Below are 18105 nucleotides of genomic sequence, written 5' to 3'. Positions count from 1 at the left end.
GACAGTGCGTTTCTCGTCACCGCGCCATAAGGTGCGGTGACGCGGCACCACTGGGACAGTGACGGGCAGTCGGAGGAGGAAACGTGACAGCACCCACAGGAGGACACCCTTACGAGGGTGGTCGGCACGTTCCGGGTGAGCAGGGCGACAGCCGTTTCGACACCCCCTCCGTGCCCGGCGGACAGGGCCCCGACCCGTACCAGCCGTACCGGCAGCCGCAGCAGGACGGCGGCTGGCCGCCTCGGCAGGCTCGGCGCGCCCAGGACGACGACTGGCCGCAGCAGCAGCCCGGTTCCGGGTGGCCGCAGCAACAGCCTCAGCACCAGCCGGATCAGCAGCCGCACCACCAGCAGCAGCCGCCGCAGCGGTACGACATACCGCCGGCGCGTATCCAGCCGGTGCAGCGGCAGGCGCCCGAGCCGTCGGCGCCCGCGGCGCACAACCCGTTGGTCCGTCCGTATGCCATGACCGGCGGCCGGACCCGGCCGCGTTACCAGCTCGCCATCGAGGCGCTGGTCAGCACCACGGCAGACCCCGCCCGGCTGCAAGGGCAGTTGCCCGAGCACCAGCGGATCTGCCGGCTCTGCATCGAGATCAAGTCGGTGGCCGAGATCTCGGCCCTGCTCTCGATCCCCCTCGGCGTTGCCCGGATCCTCGTCGCCGACCTGGCCGAGGCCGGACTCGTCGCTATCCATCAGCCCGGCGGCGACGAGGCCGCCGGCGGCCAACCAGATGTGACACTGCTCGAAAGGGTGCTCAGTGGACTTCGCAAGCTCTAGCGGCGGAGCGGCCCGCTCCACTACCTCGGCGAAGATCGTGGTGGCAGGGGGCTTCGGCGTGGGTAAGACCACGTTTGTCGGTGCCGTTTCGGAGATCAATCCGCTGCGCACCGAAGCCGTGATGACGTCCGCGTCCGCGGGCATCGACGACCTCACCCACACCGGGGACAAGACCACCACCACGGTGGCCATGGACTTCGGCCGCATCACCCTGGACCAGGACCTGATCCTCTACCTGTTCGGCACCCCCGGACAGGACCGCTTCTGGTTCATGTGGGACGACCTGGTCCGCGGCGCCATCGGCGCCGTCGTCCTCGTCGACACCCGCCGCCTCGCCGACTGCTTCCCCGCCGTCGACTACTTCGAGAACAGCGGCCTCCCCTTCGTCATCGCCCTCAACGGCTTCGACGGACACCAGCCCTACACCCCCGACGAGGTCCGCGAAGCCCTCCAGATCGGACCGGACACCCCCATCCTGACGACGGACGCCCGGCACCGCGCGGACGCCAAGAGCGCGCTCATCACGCTGGTCGAGCACGCCCTGATGGCCCGGCTGCGCTGAGACCACGGCTCCACGGCGAAGGCCCCGTACTCCTCGAGGAGTACGGGGCCTTCGCCGTGATGCTTGTCCCTCAGGCCATCGACGGGCCTGAGGGGCTGTTCTCAGCCCTGCCAGCTGTGCGGGGCGCGGAAGCCGGGGGTGCGCTCCAGCCGACGCCAGCCGGCCGTGCTGCGGCCACGGCGGGCGGGGGCCTCGGGGAGGCTGGCGGCACGGGCGAGCAGGACGGCGGTGATGGCGGCGAGTTCCTCGGGGCCGGCCTGGCCCTTCTCGACGCGCAGCACGGACTCGGCGGGAGTGGCGCTCATGGGGTCTCCGTCTTCTGGGCAGTGGGTCCGGGGCGTGGCAGGGTCGCTGTGGCGGCCCGGACTACTGCGGGGGGTTGCCGTGCTTGCGGGACGGCAGGTCGGCGTGCTTGTTGCGGAGCATCGCGAGCGAGGCGATCAGGACCTCGCGCGTCTCGGCCGGGTCGATGACGTCGTCGACCAGTCCGCGTTCCGCGGCGTAGTAGGGGTGCATCAGCTCGGCCTTGTACTCCTTGACCATGCGGGCCCGCATGGCCTCGGGGTCCTGGGCGTCGGCGATCTGACGGCGGAAGATGACGTTGGCGGCGCCCTCGGCGCCCATCACCGCGATCTCGTTGGTCGGCCAGGCGTAGGTGAGGTCGGCGCCGATGGACTGGCTGTCCATGACGATGTACGCGCCTCCGTAGGCCTTGCGCAGGATCAGCGAGATCCTCGGCACGGTGGCGTTGCAGTAGGCGTACAGGAGTTTGGCGCCGTGCCGGATGATCCCACCGTGCTCCTGGTCGACGCCGGGCAGGAAGCCGGGTACGTCCAGGAGAGTGACGATCGGGATGTTGAAGGCGTCACACATCTGGACGAACCGCGCGGCCTTCTCGGACGCCTCGATGTCCAGGACACCGGCCAGGGACTGCGGCTGGTTGGCCACGATGCCGACGACCTGGCCGTCGAGCCGGGCCAGGGCGCACACGATGTTGCGGGCCCAGCGCTCGTGGACCTCCAGGAAGTCGCCGTCGTCGACGAGCTCCTCGATGACCTTGTGCATGTCGTACGGCCGGTTCCCGTCGGCCGGGACCAGGTCCAGCAGGACGTCGCCGCGCCGGTCGGCCGGGTCGTCGCTGGGGACGACCGGCGGGTTCTCCCGGTTGTTGGAGGGCAGCATCCCGATCAGGTAGCGCACCTCGGCGATGCAGGTCTCCTCGTCGTCGTACGCGAAGTGCGCGACGCCCGAGGTCTCGGCGTGCACGTCCGCGCCGCCGAGGCCGTTCTGCGTGATCTCCTCGCCGGTGACCGCCTTGACGACGTCCGGTCCGGTGATGAACATCTGCGACGTCTCACGGACCATGAACACGAAGTCGGTGAGGGCGGGGCTGTAGGCCGCGCCGCCGGCGCACGGGCCGAGCATCACGCTGATCTGCGGGATGACGCCGGAGGCCCGGGTGTTGCGCTGGAAGATGCCGCCGTAGCCGGCGAGCGCGCTCACACCCTCCTGGATGCGGGCGCCGGCGCCGTCGTTCAGCGAGACCAGCGGGGCACCGGCCGAGATGGCCATGTCCATGATCTTGTGGATCTTGGTGGCGTGGGCCTCGCCCAGGGCTCCCCCGAAGATCCGGAAGTCGTGCGCGTAGACGAAGACGGTGCGGCCGTCGACCGTGCCCCAGCCGGTGATGACACCGTCGGTGTACGGCTTCTTGGCCTCCAGGCCGAAGCCGGTCGCCCGGTGCCGGCGCAGCTGCTCGACCTCCTTGAACGAACCCGGGTCCAGGAGCAGCTCGATGCGTTCCCGGGCCGTCAGCTTGCCCTTGGCGTGCTGTGCCTCGGTCGCCCGGTCACTCGGTCCGCGCCGCGCCTGCTCGCGCAGTGCCAGCAGTTCGGCCACCCGGCCTCGGGTGTCGCTCGGCTCGCCCGGGATTTCGTCCACAACGGTCATGCATCGACCCTACGAACCCGACCATGAAACCGCGCCGTCGACTCCGAACAGTCTCCTGCCCCGTTTCCTGGTGGCACCTGACAGAAGCGGCACGCCGTGCAGCCCATCCGCCAGCTCAGGGCGCGCTTTCGTTGTGGGCCTCCGACAAAGCCGCCGATGTGGCGTGGGGCACATCGCATGCCACGCGCCACGCCGCCTCCCGCACCGCAATGGCAGAGGGGCGGCGCCACGGACGGCGCCGCCCCCGCGTCGGTCAGGCGGTCATCCGCCGCAGTGGAAGCGGGCGGAGCCCCAGTCCGCGTGGTCGTTGCCGTTGCCGTCGCCGCCGTCTCCGACGACCAGGTCGACGTACTTCGCGCCGGTGACGTCGGCGTCGAGCGCGTACGCCGGGTCGGCCGCCGTCAGCACCGGTGACGCCGTCTTCTCCGTCCCGTCCGCCTCGACGGAGAAACGCACCGTACCGCGTGAGGTCTGGGCGTCGTCCACCCCCACCTCGGCGGTGAAGGAGGTGCACCGCCCGCCCAGGTGGTAGCGGATCCTCGCCGGGGCGTGGGTGCCGAGCCCCTTCTCGTAGCCGACGCCGCCGATCTTCAGCGGGGTGCCGTCGCCGCCGCCGGCCTCGCCGTTGGACCGGTCCCGCTCGACCGGCCCCCAGCCGTTCTCGGCGGACGTCCAGTCCAGGTCACTGGCCCAGCTGTCGGTCGTGGGCGGCGGGGGCAGGGTCCGGACGGTGCTGCGCGCCTCCAGGGCGCGCGTGGTGCCGCCCACCGTGTACGCGCCGGTGGCCTCCAGCTCGTACGCCTGGTACGCGGCGTCCACGGGGGGCGTGACCTGCCAGGCGGCGGCGGCCTCGGCGCCCGCGGCGACCGAGTCGAAGGCGACGGGGCCGGTCGCCTTCGCGGTCCAGCCCTCCGGGACGTCCAGGTCCAGTTCGACGCCGGTGGCCGCATCCGTCTCGTGGTTGGTGAAGGCGGCCTTCACCTCATGGGCGGCGCCGGGCTCCAGTGCCTGCGATCCGGCGGTCAGGGACAGGGTGGCGCAGGCGGCCCGCTCGGCGGCCGGGACGGGACCGAGGTCGGTCACGGTGAAGGCGTCGAGGACGAAGTCGGCGCCCTCGGGAGCGCCCGCGAGCTTGCGCAGCCCGGTCCAGGTGTCACCGCAGCCGGCGGTGAGGGTCTCGGTGAAGTGGCCCGTGGTCCGCTGCTGCCCGATGGGGGTGCTCCGGGTCTCGGTGGAGGTCGGGGCGGTCCCGTCGCCGGTCCGGTCGTAGCCGTCGACCCAGGCGTAGGCCCCGGCGTGGCTGGACTGGTAGTCGAACTCGACCCGGTAGCGGTGGCCGTCGGTCAGGGGCGCGGTCCAGGGCGCGGTCCGGTAGACGAGGCCCTCGTTCTCCTCGTGGGCCTTGAGGGACTCCTTGCCGCCGAGCACGTCGTCGACGAGCTTTCCGTTCCAGCCGGCCTGGGTGTAGGGGGCGTGCAGCTGGGAGATGCTCGTGCGGGGGTCGGTGGAGCCGCCCGCGCCGCCCTTGAGGAAGGGGCCCCAGCCCTGGTCGACGTCCTCGAAGTCCTCGTACACGACGGTGTCCCGCTTCGTCGCCGGGTCGTTGGCGACGATCCGCACGTCGTCGGTCCGCACGGTGGCCACGGCGCCCTCGGCCGCCTCGACGCGCAAGGTGGTGCGGCCGTTCGCGGGGGCCGTGAAGGTGACCTTGGCGCGCTGGAAGTAGGTGCCGTGCCAGTCGGACGCGGCGACCTGGTCCTTGACGGTGGACCGGTCCACCGAGACGGACCTGCCTCCTGCCGACAGGGTGGTGTGCCGGGTCTTGCCCGGCTGGACCTCGACGAGCGCGGAGGCGGTGTAGCGCGCGCCCGGATCGAGTCCGGTGATCTTCTGCGAGAGCGCCGCCTTGCCGGTACCGGAGAGCTTCGCGCTGTTGCGCCCCTGGCCGTCGGTGTCCCGGGTGACGGTGCCGGTCTTCGACCAGGCGCCGAGCTTCGCGTCGTTGAAGCCGGGGTCCTCGACCGGGGTGCCCTCGCCCCACTTCGGGGCGGCGGCCTTCGGGGCCGCGGAGGGGTAGAGGACGTACGGCCGCCCCGCCTCGGCGTCGAGGGTGATCCTCCCGTTCACGGGGCGGACGGTGCCGGTCTTCTTCCGGCCGTTGTCGGTCAGCTCGTAGACGGTGTAGGCGCCCTTGCCGGGCACCGCCCAGCTGCTGGTGCCGCCGTCCTCGCTGTAGTGGTACAGCTTCTTGCCGCCGTCCCAGGGCAGCAGGTAGTCACCGCCGGAGAGGACCTTGCGGCCGTGGTCGTAGAAGGTCCGTTCGCCGTTCTCGACGGTGCCCCGCAGCCCGCCGGTGAGGGTGATGTCGTCGCCGTCCCAGCGCGTGATCTGCTGCTGCTGGAGGTACTTGGCGGGGAGGTTGCGCTGCCAGATGTTGGCGGTGAAAGCGTTCCAGTCGGTCTCTCCGGTCCAGCCCTCGAAGTCGACGAGCGCGCTCTGGCCGAGGACCGGGTCGTTGTTCCAGACGTCCTTCTCGCCGTTGCGGATGAACCTGATGATCTTGGAGTTCAGCCCCTTGTTGGTGGCGCCGCCGTAGTCGAGGTCGTTGGCCCAGTGCGACCAGAGCGAGCCGCGCTCGAACTTGTCGGCCCATTCGGTGCCGACCTTCCAGCCCTGCTGCTGGACGGCGCGCAGGGTCTTGTCCGCGATCCAGCCGTGCGAGTAGTAGACGTCGATGTAGAGGAAGGCGAGGTTCTCGTCGGTCTCGTCGCGCAGCCGCTGGAAACGCTCGGCGAGGTCCCCGCTGTTGATGTCGCGGCGCTGGTCGATGTAGTAGCTCTGGTTGAGCCAGTTCCAGCCCGGGGAGTCCTTGTCGACCAGCTCCTCGTCGAACGCCTTGGCCTCGGGGTAGGCCTCGGTGGCGTTGACGTGGACGCCGAAGGTGGCGCCCCACTTCTCGCCGTCCTTCAGCAGTGTGTTCAGGTCCTTGAGCCCGCCGGCCCGCTTGTTGTAGTTGCCGCCGTAGTCGGGGTGGGCGGAGTCGTGGCCCTCCGAGCCGTAGCCCTTGAGCAGGGCGAGCTGGCCCAGACCGTCCGTCGCCAGCGAGATCCGCTTGACGTCGTCGAGGGTGCGCAGGAAGGGGTGGGTGGCCTGGCTGGCGAAGTTGAACGGGATGTGGGTGACGACCCGGTTCGCGGTGTCCTCGGAGCCCGGTGCCTTGACTCCGATGGACCGGAAGGCCACCGCCCCGTCCTGCCAATCGACGGCCTTGTCGCCGTTGGCGTCGGGCGTCACGACGACCTTCGCCCAGGGGAGGTTCTCCCCGCTCTCCGGCTTCGGCGCGCCCTCGCCGCGGTAGGTCCACCGGCCGGACCACACCCCGACCCGGACGCTGCCGTCCTCGGCCTTGCGGGCCTGGTGCCAAAAGCGGGCGTCGTCGCCGCCGGTGGCGCCCGAGGGCTTGTCGTAGCTCGAGTTGGACTCGACGGCCGCCGCGAGCCGGCCGGTGTTGGCCAGCGCGTACGAGGCGCCGACCGGTGAACTGTCGGCGGAGGTACGGTCGGTGACCTTCGCGAAGACGTCGGCGGTCCTGGTGGAGTCCGGATCGAGCTGGGTGAAGGCGGTGGCGGCGCCGGTCTCGGTGGACGCCACGGAGATCAGGTCGTGCCCGGGTATGTCGATGGTGCCGACCCGGAAGGCCCCGGTGTCCCGGACGCCGGTCACCCGGAAGGTGGTGACGCGTCCGGTGACGGAGAGGGAGGCGTCGATCTCGACACCCGGCAGGTCGTCGAAGACCAGGGTGTAGCGGGCGGTCGAAGCGGTGAAGGCGGGCGCGCCCTTGAGCTTCACGGGGTGTGCGGTGCCGTTGAGGGTGACCGCGGTGACCGGCCGGGTGCTGCCGGTCAGCCGGGCGCCGCCCGCCCGGTCGGTGTACGTCAGCACGCGCGGGAAGTCCCGGGCGACGGCGACGGAGAGCTGCGCGGAGGTGAGGACGGCGGCGGACGCGGTGCCGGTCTCGGCCGGTGTCGCGGGGGGTGGCGGGCCTGCGGCCGAGGCGGGCAGCGCGCCGCCCACGAGGGCCAGGACGGCGGCGGAGGCGGCGGCCACGGCCGCCGAAGGGAATCTGAGGGACATGGGCAACGAGTAATCCCGTTCCAGGTCCGGGGGTCAACGGTCCGCAGCTCAGCGGGCCGTACCAGTCCAACAACCGTTGTCCGTTAGTCCAAGTCACCCGTCCCGCACCCCTGTCGGCCCCCTGGGCCGGCTCGTGTCCGCCGAGTGGGCACGGCGGAGGCGTTCGTCGGATCATGGCGTCGGGTTGTGAAGAAACCTCGCCTCTGAGAGCGCTCTCAGACATAACTCTTGACGCTTGCCGTGCGCATGGCGAGAGTGGTGCGCATCGCAGACGGCCCCCACGCGTGGCCTTCCCTCCGACCCCGTCTGCCGCCCCCACACCTCGGGAGTCCCTTCGTGATTTCGCGCAGAATGTTCCTGACCGGCGCCGCCGCCTCCGCGACCGCGCTCACCTATCCGCTCTGGGGCACCGCCCTGAGCCCGCGCACGTCGGCGGCGGCCGCCACGTGCGAACTGGCCCTCGAGAACCGTTCGTTGCCCGGTACGGTGCACGCCTACGTCACCGGTCACGAGCAGGGCACCGACAGCTGGGTGCTGCTGCGGGCCGACGGCAGCGTGTACCGCCCCGAGTCGCCGGGCGCTCCGCAGACCCCTCTGCCGGTGGACTGCGCCATCCCGCTGAACGGCGCCGGCGCCGGCCCGGTCGTCCTGACGCTGCCCCAGATGTACGGCGCGCGGGTCTACTTCGTCCGTGACGACAAGCTGGACTTCTACCTGAACCCGGGCCCCTCGCTGGTCGAGCCGGCCTTCGCGACGCCCACCGACCCGAACTACGGGCGCACCTGGTCGTTCTGCGAGTTCACCTTCAACCCGCAGCAGCTGTACGCGAACATCAGCTACGTCGACCTGGTCACCGCCCTGCCGATCGGCCTGACCCTGGAGGGCGACTCCACCCACACCGTCGCCCCGCTCCCGGACGGCGCCGTGCAGCGCATCGCCGACGACCTGACGGCCCAGGCGGCCGCCGACGGGCAGCCGTGGGACAAGCTGGTCACCCGTGGCTCGGACGGCCAGGTGCTGCGGGTCGTCTCGCCGCAGAACCTGATGGCGCCGTACTTCGACCGGCCCGACGAGATGCCGTTCCGGGACCTGTTCGCGGCCCAGATCGACGAGGTCTGGGAGAAGTACCGCTCCACCGACCTGCGGATCGACCTCCAGGGCGGCCGGGGCACCCTGGCGGGCCGGGTCAGCGGGGACACGCTGACCTTCGAGGGCGGACACACCTTCTCCAAGCCCACCTCGAAGGACATCTTCACCTGCAACCACGGTCCGTTCACGAACAACCCGAGCGACTCGGACGACAAGAAGGCGCTGCTGGCCAGGATCGCGGCGGGCTTCAACCGGTCGATCATGCTGAGCCACCCCAGCCAGCCGAACGGCACCTCGGTGGCGGACTACTACCAGGACGCGGTGACCAACCACTGGTCGCGGGTCGTCCACGCGAACTCCCCCATCGGGTACGCGTTCCCGTACGACGACGTACGCCCCGACGGTGAGCCGGACGTCTCGGGCGCGGCGAACGACGGCAACCCCCGGCGCTTCACGGTGAGCGTGGGTTCCTGACCGGTTCTTCCGGTACCCGGCCGACGGGCCGGACGGGCCTCGTACCCGTTCCGGCCCGTACGGCCCAGCCGGGCCTGCGGACCCGGCGGGGGTGGCGGATCGTTGGTGGATGCCCCCTCTCGACGCGACGCCCGCCCCCGAGCCCGGTACCCGGACCCTCCTGCACGGTCTGCGGCTGATCGACGGCAGCGGCCGTCCGCCGGTGCCGGAGGCCGCCCTGCTGATCGAGGACGCGACGGTCCGCTGGGCCGGACCCGCGCACGCCCTGCCCACGGACCTCGCCCCGTCGACACGGGTGGATCTGGGCGGACGGACCGTGTGCCCGGGATTCATCGACAGCCACGTGCACTTCGCCCTGCCGGGGCCCGCCGGCAACCCCCTCCAGGGCCTGTACGAACTGCCCAGCTACCGGACCCTGAAGGTCCTGGACCGGCTGCGCGCCACCCTGGAGAACGGCGTCACCACCGCCCGCGACCTGATGGGTCTGGACGCGGGCTTCCGGCAGGCGGTGGCGGAGCGGAAGGTCCCCGGCCCCCGGCTGCTGGTGTCGGTCACCATGCTCAGCCAGCGCGCCGGACACGCCGACTTCACCCTTGCCGGGGGCATCAACGGGCTGGCCGTCGCCGTCGCCTTCCCCGAGAGCCCGCGCAGCCTGGTCGGCTCGGTGGACGACATGCGGGCCCGCGTGCGCGACCTGGTCGCGGTGGGCGCCGACTGCGTCAAGCTCGCCACGAGCGGCGGTGTCACCTCTCCGCACGACCGGCCGGAGTGGCTGGGGCTGCGGCCGGAGATGATCCGGGCCGCGGTCGAGGAGGCCCAGGCCTACGGCGGGCTGCCGGTCGCCGCGCACGCCATCGGCCGGCCCGGCATCGAGGCCGCCGTACGCTCCGGCGTCACCAGCATCGAACACGGCTACGCCCTGGACGACGAGCTACGGGCGGAAATGGTCGATCGCGGCCAGTACCTGGTGCCGACGCTGCTGGAGACGACGCAGGACCTGGACCCTGCGCGCACCTCCCCGTCGGCGTACGAGAAGGGAGTGCGCTGGCATCGGACCGCTCAGGAGTCGGTGGCCCGGTCGGCGGCCGCCGGGGTCCGGATCGCGATGGGCACCGACAGCGGGCTGGCCGTCGGCCACGGCCACAACCTCAAGGAGCTGGGGCTGCTGGTGGACATCGCCGGGCTGACCCCCATGGAGGCGATCGTGGCCGGGACCGCGACGGCCGCCCGGCTGTGCGGGGTGGGCGAGGTGACCGGCACCCTGGAGGCGGGCAAGGCCGCCGACCTCGTGGTCACGGACGTCGACCCGTTGGCCGACCTGGCCTTGCTGGGCGAGCCGGACCACATCCTGGCGGTGGTGAAGGAGGGCCGGCTCGCCGTCGACCGGGCGGGCCTCTTCGGCGGCGGAACCCTGCCGGCGCTCTGCCCCTGAGCCGCCCGCCCCGTACGCGACCGTGCCCCCGGCCGGCCCTTGAGTTCCGGTGACCGGGGGCACGCTCATGCGTCCGGTCAGCAGCCGCCGCAGTTGTGGTACGTCACGTCCCAGTGGTTGCCCTCGTCCGCGTAGACGTTGCCGGATCCGGACCGGTACTGGGGGGCACCGTCGCCGCGCAGTCCGATGTAGGTGAAGGCGCTCTTGACGTAGTTGGTCAGGCAGGTGCTCTTGCCGAAGTCGAGCTTGTAGCCGTTCCAGTGCGAGTAGGTGCCGCTCGCGTGCCCGGTCTCGGTGCCGCCGGTGATGTTGAGCGCGCAGCCCGTGGCGCTCTTGAGCGTCTGGGCGCCCTGGGCGGTCGGCAGGTTGAGCTGGTCGAAGGACGTGCAGGTCGAGACGTTGCGGTTGGAACAGCCGCCCGACGACGACCAGGTGATCCCGGAGGAGCTGAAGCGGGAGGTGGCCTGGGCGTGCGTCAGCTTGGTGACGGCGTGGGCCTCGGTCGTACCGCCGGCACCGAGGACGCCGACGCCGGGTGCGAAGAGGACACCGAGGACGAGGGCGAGGGCGGTCAGGGCCGAGCGGAGTATCGGACGGGTCAGCATGGGGGAGATTCCTCCTGCTCATGACAAATAGGGGGACGTGCGCTGCCGTGCCGTGCGGGTGGGGCAGGGAGATCCTGCCCGGTTCTACGCGCGTCCGCCAGAGGGCGGGAACCACCGATACGGCACCCGGAACGCACCGCCGGAATCGACCGTCACACTGATGTTGAACTTTGAACAAAACCGGTCTACAGTCGAAGTCGTTGAAGCTTAAACAACAACTTCGACGGCCGCTCGTCTGCACACGTCCCCCGAGGAGGAGCCATGGCTCTGTTCAACCGCAAGAACAACGACGCCCCGTCCACCACCGCCACCCTCGCCGTGGACCCGGCGCCGGCCGCCCTGACCGGCGACTACACCATCGACCCGGCGCACAGCAGCATCGGCTTCACCGTGCGCCATGCCATGGTCACCAACGTGCGCGGCTCCTTCGGTGAGCACGAGGGCACGCTGAAACTGGACGGCTCCGACCCGTCCCGCTCCTCCGCCTCCATCGACGTCAAGATCGCCAGCGTCGACACCGGCATCGCCGACCGCGACGGTCACCTGGTGAGCGGCGACTTCTTCGACGCCGAGACCTTCCCCCTGATGACGTTCCGCTCCACCTCGGCGGAGCAGCTCGGCGGCGACACGTACCGGATCACCGGCGACCTCACGATCAAGGACGTCACGCGCCCGCTCTCCATCGACCTGGAGTTCAACGGCTCCGCCACGGACCCGTACGGCAACCAGCGCGTCGGCTTCGAGGGCGGCGCCGAGATCCTGCGCTCGGACTGGGGCCTCACGTACAACGCGGCGCTGGAGACCGGCGGTGTGCTGGTCGGCGACAAGGTCAAGCTGACCTTCGACATCTCCGCGATCAAGGCCACCCCCCAGGCCTGACCCCCCGGACGACGCCGAGCGCCCGCCTCCGCCCCTCATGGGCAGGGCGGGCGCTCGGCGTGCCCGTCTGCGGTCGGCCCCCTGGCAGAGCCGTCGCGGACCGACGAGGGGGTCGCCTCGCGCCGCCTCGGGTTCTGCGCGCCCGTCGGTGAAGCCGACTCCGCTGTAGCCGCCGTGCCGGGTCACGCCGTGCGGCGGACCTTCAGCGCGTTGTCCGTGCGGGTGGTGGGGTTGCCGTCCGGGTCGTTCTGGACGCGTTCGTGCTCGTCGCTGAGCAGGACCTCCCAGGCGCCGTCCGGCAGTTCGAGGGAGGCCAGCACCTCGTCCGGGGTCGGGAACCGGACGCCGGGGTCCGGGTTGTGCTCCCAGTGCGGGAAGCCGGCGTGTCCGACGACCAGGAGTACGCCTCCGGGGGCGACGGCCCGGGCCGCCCGGTGCAGGATCGCCTCGCGCGGCAGCTCACCCATGGAGTGCAGGAACTGCGCCGAGACCAGGTCGAACTCCCCCTCCGGGAAGGTCGCCCCCAGGTCGTGCCACTGCCAGTCGACGCGGTCGGCCACCCCGGCCTCGGCCGCGTGGGCGGCCGCACGCTCCAGAGCGACCCGGGAGATGTCGGTGGCGGTGACCTTCCAGCCCCACCGCGCTAGCCAGACCGCGTCGGCGCCCTCACCGCAGCCGAGGTCCAGGGCGCGCCCGGGCTTCAGGCCCTCCACCTCGCGTACCAGCACGGTGTTGGGGTTGCCGCTCCAGATCCGCTCGCTCTCGCGGTAGCGGTCGTCCCACATCTCGGCGTCGGTACGGGCCGTGGTGTCGTCGCTGGTCATCGTGTCTCCGTAAGTCCGTGACGGCTGTCGCCGAGCACGCGCTCGGCGACCTGGCGCTCGGCCTCGGCCGAGAAGGGCAGGGGGCCGCGGCGGGCCTCGACCGCGCGCCGGGTGTCCTCGGTCACGAGGTCCATGTTGATCATCGAGGCCGCCTTCAGTCCTGCGGCCGCCGAGCCGATGACCTGTTCCATGGGGTTGGCGACGTTGCCCGCCACCCATACCCCGGGGATCTCGGTGGCCCCTGCGGGATCGGCGGCGACGTGCGAACCGATCACGTGCCCGGCCACCTCCATGGCGGTCGGGGCGAGCCCGAGGGTCTCCAGGACCCCGGACCGCGCGGTGAAGCGGGGCTGGACCACGACCGCCTCGCGCGGGATGACGGCGCCCGAGGCCAGCCGGACCCCGGTGATCCGGTCGTCCGTCACCTCCAGCGCGACCACCTCGCCGTCCGCCACGGCGATGCCCCGGGCGGCGAGCTGCTCGTACTCCTCGTCACCGAAGTCCACCGCGGTGTGCCGGAACAGCACCACGTCGTCGGTCCACTGCCGCCACAGCAGCGCCTGGTGCACGGCCATCGGGCCGGCCGCCAGGATGCCGACGGGCCGGGCCCTGACCTCCCAGCCGTGGCAGTAGGGGCAGTGCAGCACGTCGCGGCCCCAGCGCTCGGCCACGCCGGGTACCGGCGGCAGCTCGTCCACGAGTCCCGTGGTGACCAGCAGCCGACGCGCCTCGACGGCGGTCCCGTCCTGCTGTACGACCCGGAACCCGCCGCCCGGCAGCCTCCGGGCCGCCACGGCCTCGCCCTCGACGATCTCGGCACCGTAATCGGCCGCCTCCGCGCGGCCGGTGGCCAGCAGTTCCAGGGGCGGAACACCCTCACGGCCCAGGTAGTTGTGCGCGTGGGACGCGGGCGCGTTGCGCGGGCTGCCCGCGTCGATCACGAGCACCGAACGCCGGGCCCGGGACAGCGCGAGCGCCCCGCTCAGCCCGGCCGCCCCGCCACCGATGACCACCACGTCGTACCGCTGATCTCTGTCGATCGAATCGCTCATGCGAAACACCTCCGTCTACGGCAGAGAGTGCGCCCGCGACCCCGATTCGACAAACTTGCTTGCCGAAGCGGCAAACTCGCACCACACGATCTTCCCGGGGTCCCGCTCCCCCACGCCCCACGCGTCGGCGAGTGCCCCGACCAGCACGAGTCCGCGCCCGCCCTCCGCGTCGGGGAAGAGGTCCGCGGCCGGGCGGACCCGGCCGCCTCCGCTGTCGTGGACCTCGATGCGCAGGCCCTCCCCCCAGGTGATCCCGACCTTGAAGCCCCGGCCGGGCGGCACGCCGTGCACCAGCGCGTTGGTGGCGAGTTCGGTCACGCAGAGCAGTACGTCGTCGACGGGCAGTCGACGGCCCGATGGTTCTGCTGGAGACACCCGACCACGATCAACTGGCCTACGTGGAAGGGCAGCGCGTCAGCTTTCTGATCGATGACCTGGACGAGGTCAGCGTGCCGCAACAGGAATACGGGATGCTTCGTTCGCAGGCGCTTTCCCCGGAGGAGAGCATGCGCCCGCCAGCCGGCTGCCGCCCACGGGCGCCCTCGCCCTGCCGGTCCCACGTGACCTTCTGTCATTCTGCTTGCCATGTCCGCACGCAATCGACGGCTGCCCCGGCACCGCGCCTGGCCCCTGACCGCCACCGACGTCAACGAGTGTCTCGGCTCGTTCATGTCGCATGTCACGGACCTGCAGTTCCTCACCGGGCATGACAGCGGGACCATCGTCCTCGGGGCGGCATGGGTCGCTCCGGACCCGCACAACTACGGCCACGGCGTCCATCCGGACGCGGTCGGCTTCCGGGTCGACGTCCACCCGGTCGATGCCGCCGACCGTGCCGCCACCCGCGCCGTCCTGCGAGCGCACGCCCTCCCGCAACTCCACGCGTGGATCGCGCAGGGGATCGCCGCCGACGACACCTGGCAACTGACCCCTCACCGGCACTACTGGCGGCTCACCGACGGCCACCTCACCCATCGCGACGAAGCGTGACCCGAGTCCGGTGGCCGCCGTCGGGCCGCCCACCGACGGCCATAGGGCCCGGAGCGGCAGCCGAAGCCCCTGTCGGCGTTACCAGATCCGCCCCTCAGGAAGGCGGGCCACGCCGGGGGCCGACAGGTGCAGGACCTCGTAGCGTTCGGTGGCCGCCTCGTCCGGGGCCACGGCGTCCTCCCACAGGACGAACCGCATCAGGTGCCAGGACTGCGGGTCGAAGGCGAGAGCGGCGGTGTGTACGTCCTCACGGCGGGCGACCCCCCGGAGTTCCGCGGTCTCGTGCTCGATCAGCGCGGCCAGGCCGAGCCCGGTGCCGTCCGGGTCGGAGCCGGCCGGGACCGGGGTGAGGCGGCGCGAGGCGGCCCGGGGGGTCGCCGTGCGGGCGGGGCCGGTGTGGCAGGCGACGCCGGTCCAGTGGTGGACGGCGGGGCGGCCGAAGTCACGGACGATGTTCTGGAATCCGCCGCCGCCGACGAGGAAGTGGGCCATCGCGCCGGTGTCGTTCCACAGGTAGAAGGGCGCGTACTGGTTGACCGGCGAGCCGTCGACGCCACGCTCGCGGATGACATAGGCCTTCAGTCCCAGTCCGGGGCGGTCGTCGAGGAGGTGGCCGCCGACGGCCACCCGCTCGCGGATGATCCCCATGTCGTAATCGGCGGGCAGGGTGATCTCGTACTGCTTGGCATACATGGACGGTGCTGCCTCTCTCGGTCGGGTCAGGGGTCAGGCCGACGTGGTGCGTCCGGCCAGCAGCCCCAGCGCCCCGGCGACCGCCTGGTCGAACGGGTCGACGGAGTCGGCGGCGCGGGCCAGGACGTAGCCGCCCTGGAGGACCGCGACGATGGTCGCGGCGGTGGTCTGCGGGTCGAGTGCGGCGTCCAGTCCGCCGTCCCGGCACCCCTCGGCGACGACCTCGGCGAGGCGTCCGCGCAGCCAGGCGAGGGTCTCCTCGACGGGGGCCCGCAGGACCGGGTCGGCCATCAGGTCGGGGTCCTGGGTGAGGCCGCCGATCGGGCAGCCCTTGAGGACCTCCCGCTCACGGAGCAGGTAGGCGGTGATCCGTTCGACGGCGGTGCCGGGGGTGGAGAACTGCGCCTCGGCCTTGGCGCGCATCTCCTCGGCGGTCCGGGTGATCGCGGCCAGCGCGAGATCGGGCTTGCCCGCGAAGTGGTGGTACATGCTGCCCTGGCCGGCTCCGGCCCGCTGCTGGATGGCCTTGGGGCTGGTGGCGGCGTAACCGCGCTCCCACAGCAGCTCCCGGGTGCTTTCGATGAGGCGTTCCGCAGTGCTCGTACCCATGCTGTACATACTAGTAGGTACAGCATGGGTACGAAGAAGGGCGGCACTGTACGTGCCGCCCTTCTCGACCGGTGTCCGGTGTGCCTACTTCATCTTCTCCGCGAAGAGCGGGACCACCTTGTCCAGCGCGTACACCGTCGACAGCACCGAGTCGGTGGCGAACGCCTGGCTGAGGCCCTCGTCGTCGAAGACGAGGGAGTGGCCGGCCTTCACGGACGGGACCGCCTTGTACAGCGGGTCGTTGCTGATGTCGGTGGCCGGGATGCCGATGGGCGACATCACCGTCAGGTCGGCGTCGAGGAGGTCCAGGTTCTCCTTGGATATGGAGACGGAGAAGCCCTTGCCGGCCTTGGCCTGGATGGCCGGGCTGTTCTTGAAGCCGAGACGCTCGACGAAGTCCATGCGCCCGGTGCCGGAGACGTAGGCGCCGTAGCCCTCGGAGGTGCGCGAGCCCAGCGCGATCGTGCTGCCCTTGAACTCGGGGTGCGCCTTCGCGGCGGCCTCGAACTTCGCCTCGGTGTCCGCGATCAGCTTGTCGCCCTTGTCCTTGACGCCCAGGGCGGCCGAGATCATCTCGGTCTGCTTCTCCCAGGAGATCATGTACTGGTCGCCGCCCTTGGGCACGCCCACGGTCGGGGCGATCTTGCTCAGGGTGTCGTACCGCGTCTTGTCGCCGCTGGACTTGGTGTCGAGGATCAGGTCCGGCTGGAGGGCCGCGATCTTCTCGTACTCGGGCTCCATCGTGCCGATGATCTGCGGGGTCTTGTCGTACTTGCCCTTGGCCCAGGGGCCGACGCCCTCGCCGCCGAACGCCAGCCAGTCGCTCGCGCCGACCGGCTGTCCGCCGAGCGCGAGGACCGTCTCCGCGTCGCCCCAGCCGAGCGCGACGATGCGCTTGGGGGCCTTGTCGACGGTGACCTCGCCGAACTTCGTCGCGACCTTCGCGGGGAAGGCGCCGTCGGCGGCGCCGCCCGAGGAGGAGGCGGACGCGGAGCTGTCGGAGTCGTCCGAGGAGCCGCACGCGGACAGTCCCACGAGCAGGGCCGCGACGGCACCCGCCATGAGTACGGGGGTGCGGCGGGGGCGCCGGGCGCGGGGGGTGCGGGAGACGGAATCGTTCATACCCATTAGGTTAGCCTCACCTAAAGAGGACGATGCCGCCGGGGCCCCCTCCCCCGCCTCAGGCGGCCGCGCCCTTGACGTGGTGGCGGCCGAGGGGGACCACCATCGGTGTCGCCGACGCCGGGTCGTCCAGGACGGTGCACCGCATCCCGAACACCTCGCCGACCAGTTCCTCGGTCACGATGTCGCGGGGCCGGCCCTCGGCGACGATCCGGCCGCCCTTCATGGCGATCATGTGGTCGGCGTACCGGCAGGCCAGATTCAGGTCGTGCAGGACGGCGACCATGGTGACGCCGCGCTCCCGGTTGAGGTCGGTGAGCAGGTCGAGGACGTCCAGCTGGTGGCTGACGTCCAGGAACGTCGTCGGCTCGTCCAGCAGGAGTATGTCCGTGCGCTGCGACAGCGCCATGGCGATCCACACCCGCTGGCGCTGGCCGCCCGACAGCTCGTCCACCGGGCGGTCGGCCAGTTCGAGGACGTCGGTGGACAGCAGTGCCCGCGCGACCGCCTCGTCGTCCTCGGCGGTCCACCGCCGGAACCAGCCCTGGTGCGGGTACCGGCCGCGGCCGACCAGGTCGGAGACGGTGATGCCCTCGGGTGCGGAGGGGCTCTGCGGGAGGATGCCGAGGACGGCGGCGACCTCCTTCGTCGGCATCTCCTGGATGCTCCGGCCGTCCAGCAGCACGCTGCCCCCGGTGGGCGGGAGCAGCCGGGCCATCGCCCGCAGCAGGGTGGACTTCCCGCAGGCGTTGGGGCCCACGATGACGGTCACCTGTCCGGGCGGGATGCTCACGTCCAGGCCGGTGACGATCTCCCGGTCGCCGTAGCCGAGCCGGACGTCTTGGGCTTGGAGGGTGTGCTCAGCCACGACCGGGCCACGCCTTTCCTTGTCGTCGTCAGGGGTCGCCATG

The 18105-nt window shown here is 71.4% G+C and carries 17 protein-coding genes and 1 pseudogene; 7 read left to right on the top strand and 11 right to left on the bottom strand.

What is annotated here, in order from left to right:
* Positions 1–83 precede the first annotated feature (83 nt).
* Both SACTE_RS33435 and SACTE_RS23640 read left to right on the top strand, forming a co-directional pair.
* The gene (locus SACTE_RS33435) at positions 84–779 is read left to right on the top strand and encodes a DUF742 domain-containing protein (protein WP_014048543.1); all 696 of its coding nucleotides are present in this window, start codon (positions 84–86) and stop codon (positions 777–779) included.
* Positions 760–1341, top strand: coding sequence for an ATP/GTP-binding protein (locus SACTE_RS23640; RefSeq protein WP_014048542.1), 582 nt, complete (start codon positions 760–762; stop codon positions 1339–1341). The genes SACTE_RS33435 and SACTE_RS23640 overlap by 20 nt, the downstream gene beginning before the upstream one ends.
* Positions 1342–1442: 101 nt before the next feature.
* Here the strand turns inward: SACTE_RS23640 and SACTE_RS23635 are convergent, their stop codons facing one another.
* From SACTE_RS23635 to SACTE_RS23625, 3 genes are all read right to left on the bottom strand, one after another.
* A complete protein-coding gene (locus SACTE_RS23635) occupies positions 1443–1646 on the bottom strand; it encodes an acyl-CoA carboxylase subunit epsilon (protein ID WP_014048541.1) in 204 nt (67 codons plus the stop codon).
* A 61-nt stretch (positions 1647–1707) separates the two neighbouring features.
* Positions 1708–3291 (bottom strand): acyl-CoA carboxylase subunit beta, encoded by a 1584-nt coding sequence (locus SACTE_RS23630; RefSeq protein WP_014048540.1) that lies wholly within the window; start codon positions 3289–3291, stop codon positions 1708–1710.
* A gap of 261 nt (positions 3292–3552) precedes the next feature.
* Positions 3553–7425: an endo-alpha-N-acetylgalactosaminidase family protein gene (locus SACTE_RS23625; RefSeq protein ID WP_014048539.1), complete on the bottom strand. Its 3873-nt coding sequence runs from the start codon at positions 7423–7425 to the stop codon at positions 3553–3555.
* Positions 7426–7776: 351 nt separating this feature from the next.
* On the opposite strand from SACTE_RS23625, the gene SACTE_RS23620 reads away from it, so the two are divergent.
* Entirely contained in the window at positions 7777–8988 is a 1212-nt protein-coding gene (locus SACTE_RS23620) for a glycoside hydrolase family 64 protein (protein ID WP_019992297.1), read from the top strand.
* Between the two features lie 109 nt (positions 8989–9097).
* A complete protein-coding gene (locus tag SACTE_RS23615) occupies positions 9098–10420 on the top strand; it encodes an amidohydrolase family protein (RefSeq protein ID WP_014048537.1) in 1323 nt (440 codons plus the stop codon).
* A gap of 77 nt (positions 10421–10497) precedes the next feature.
* On the opposite strand, the gene SACTE_RS23610 is transcribed toward SACTE_RS23615, so the two are convergent.
* Positions 10498–11025 carry a hypothetical protein gene (locus SACTE_RS23610; RefSeq protein ID WP_014048536.1) on the bottom strand — a complete coding sequence of 176 codons (528 nt, stop codon included), beginning with the start codon at positions 11023–11025 and terminating at the stop codon, positions 10498–10500.
* 261 nt (positions 11026–11286) lie between these two features.
* Between SACTE_RS23610 and SACTE_RS23605 the strand changes: the two genes are divergently transcribed.
* Positions 11287–11904, top strand: coding sequence for a YceI family protein (locus tag SACTE_RS23605; RefSeq protein ID WP_014048535.1), 618 nt, complete (start codon positions 11287–11289; stop codon positions 11902–11904).
* Between the two features lie 182 nt (positions 11905–12086).
* On the opposite strand, the gene SACTE_RS23600 is transcribed toward SACTE_RS23605, so the two are convergent.
* The 3 genes from SACTE_RS23600 to SACTE_RS23590 are packed head-to-tail and all read right to left on the bottom strand — an operon-like array spanning position 12087 to position 14155.
* Positions 12087–12728 (bottom strand): class I SAM-dependent methyltransferase, encoded by a 642-nt coding sequence (locus SACTE_RS23600; protein ID WP_014048534.1) that lies wholly within the window; start codon positions 12726–12728, stop codon positions 12087–12089.
* Positions 12725–13780, bottom strand: a complete 1056-nt coding sequence (locus SACTE_RS23595; RefSeq protein ID WP_014048533.1) for an NAD(P)/FAD-dependent oxidoreductase — start codon at positions 13778–13780, stop codon at positions 12725–12727. The genes SACTE_RS23600 and SACTE_RS23595 overlap by 4 nt, the downstream gene beginning before the upstream one ends.
* 15 nt (positions 13781–13795) lie before the next feature.
* Positions 13796–14155 carry an ATP-binding protein gene (locus SACTE_RS23590; RefSeq protein ID WP_014048532.1) on the bottom strand — a complete coding sequence of 120 codons (360 nt, stop codon included), beginning with the start codon at positions 14153–14155 and terminating at the stop codon, positions 13796–13798.
* Between SACTE_RS23590 and SACTE_RS35170 the strand changes: the two are divergent.
* Positions 14125–14490, top strand: a pseudogene (locus tag SACTE_RS35170) (Scr1 family TA system antitoxin-like transcriptional regulator); the annotation flags it as partial. The gene SACTE_RS23590 and the pseudogene SACTE_RS35170 overlap by 31 nt on opposite strands.
* A complete protein-coding gene (locus tag SACTE_RS23585; RefSeq protein ID WP_226995241.1) occupies positions 14450–14770 on the top strand; it encodes a hypothetical protein in 321 nt (106 codons plus the stop codon). The pseudogene SACTE_RS35170 and the gene SACTE_RS23585, both read left to right, overlap by 41 nt.
* A 78-nt stretch (positions 14771–14848) precedes the next feature.
* Here SACTE_RS23585 and SACTE_RS23580 read toward each other — a convergent pair whose 3' ends face one another.
* From SACTE_RS23580 to SACTE_RS23565, 4 genes are all read right to left on the bottom strand, one after another.
* Positions 14849–15463: a DUF4865 family protein gene (locus SACTE_RS23580; protein ID WP_014048530.1), complete on the bottom strand. Its 615-nt coding sequence runs from the start codon at positions 15461–15463 to the stop codon at positions 14849–14851.
* Positions 15464–15496: 33 nt separating this feature from the next.
* Positions 15497–16081: a TetR/AcrR family transcriptional regulator gene (locus tag SACTE_RS23575; protein WP_014048529.1), complete on the bottom strand. Its 585-nt coding sequence runs from the start codon at positions 16079–16081 to the stop codon at positions 15497–15499.
* 75 nt (positions 16082–16156) lie between these two features.
* A complete protein-coding gene (locus SACTE_RS23570; RefSeq protein ID WP_026358925.1) occupies positions 16157–17194 on the bottom strand; it encodes an iron-siderophore ABC transporter substrate-binding protein in 1038 nt (345 codons plus the stop codon).
* Positions 17195–17252: 58 nt separating this feature from the next.
* Positions 17253–18104: an ABC transporter ATP-binding protein gene (locus SACTE_RS23565; protein WP_014048527.1), complete on the bottom strand. Its 852-nt coding sequence runs from the start codon at positions 18102–18104 to the stop codon at positions 17253–17255.
* Position 18105: the final 1 nt, after the last annotated feature.

Origin of the sequence: Streptomyces sp. SirexAA-E, assembly GCF_000177195.2 — a bacterium.
GTDB classification, from domain to species: Bacteria; Actinomycetota; Actinomycetes; order Streptomycetales; family Streptomycetaceae; genus Streptomyces; species Streptomyces flavovirens.
This window is presented reverse-complemented; position numbering and strand designations above follow the sequence as displayed.

Coding starts and splice junctions, on each gene's coding strand:
- SACTE_RS23635 (WP_014048541.1), bottom strand. CDS start 1,646: ATGAGCGCCACTCCCGCCGAGTCCGTGCTGCGCGTCGAGAAGGGCCAG.
- SACTE_RS23630 (WP_014048540.1), bottom strand. CDS start 3,291: ATGACCGTTGTGGACGAAATCCCGGGCGAGCCGAGCGACACCCGAGGC.
- SACTE_RS23625 (WP_014048539.1), bottom strand. CDS start 7,425: ATGTCCCTCAGATTCCCTTCGGCGGCCGTGGCCGCCGCCTCCGCCGCC.
- SACTE_RS23620 (WP_019992297.1), top strand. CDS start 7,777: ATGTTCCTGACCGGCGCCGCCGCCTCCGCGACCGCGCTCACCTATCCG.
- SACTE_RS23615 (WP_014048537.1), top strand. CDS start 9,098: ATGCCCCCTCTCGACGCGACGCCCGCCCCCGAGCCCGGTACCCGGACC.
- SACTE_RS23610 (WP_014048536.1), bottom strand. CDS start 11,025: ATGCTGACCCGTCCGATACTCCGCTCGGCCCTGACCGCCCTCGCCCTC.
- SACTE_RS23605 (WP_014048535.1), top strand. CDS start 11,287: ATGGCTCTGTTCAACCGCAAGAACAACGACGCCCCGTCCACCACCGCC.
- SACTE_RS23600 (WP_014048534.1), bottom strand. CDS start 12,728: ATGACCAGCGACGACACCACGGCCCGTACCGACGCCGAGATGTGGGAC.
- SACTE_RS23595 (WP_014048533.1), bottom strand. CDS start 13,780: ATGAGCGATTCGATCGACAGAGATCAGCGGTACGACGTGGTGGTCATC.
- SACTE_RS23585 (WP_226995241.1), top strand. CDS start 14,450: ATGTCGCATGTCACGGACCTGCAGTTCCTCACCGGGCATGACAGCGGG.
- SACTE_RS23580 (WP_014048530.1), bottom strand. CDS start 15,463: ATGTATGCCAAGCAGTACGAGATCACCCTGCCCGCCGATTACGACATG.
- SACTE_RS23575 (WP_014048529.1), bottom strand. CDS start 16,081: ATGTACAGCATGGGTACGAGCACTGCGGAACGCCTCATCGAAAGCACC.
- SACTE_RS23570 (WP_026358925.1), bottom strand. CDS start 17,194: ATGAACGATTCCGTCTCCCGCACCCCCCGCGCCCGGCGCCCCCGCCGC.
- SACTE_RS23565 (WP_014048527.1), bottom strand. CDS start 18,104: ATGGCGACCCCTGACGACGACAAGGAAAGGCGTGGCCCGGTCGTGGCT.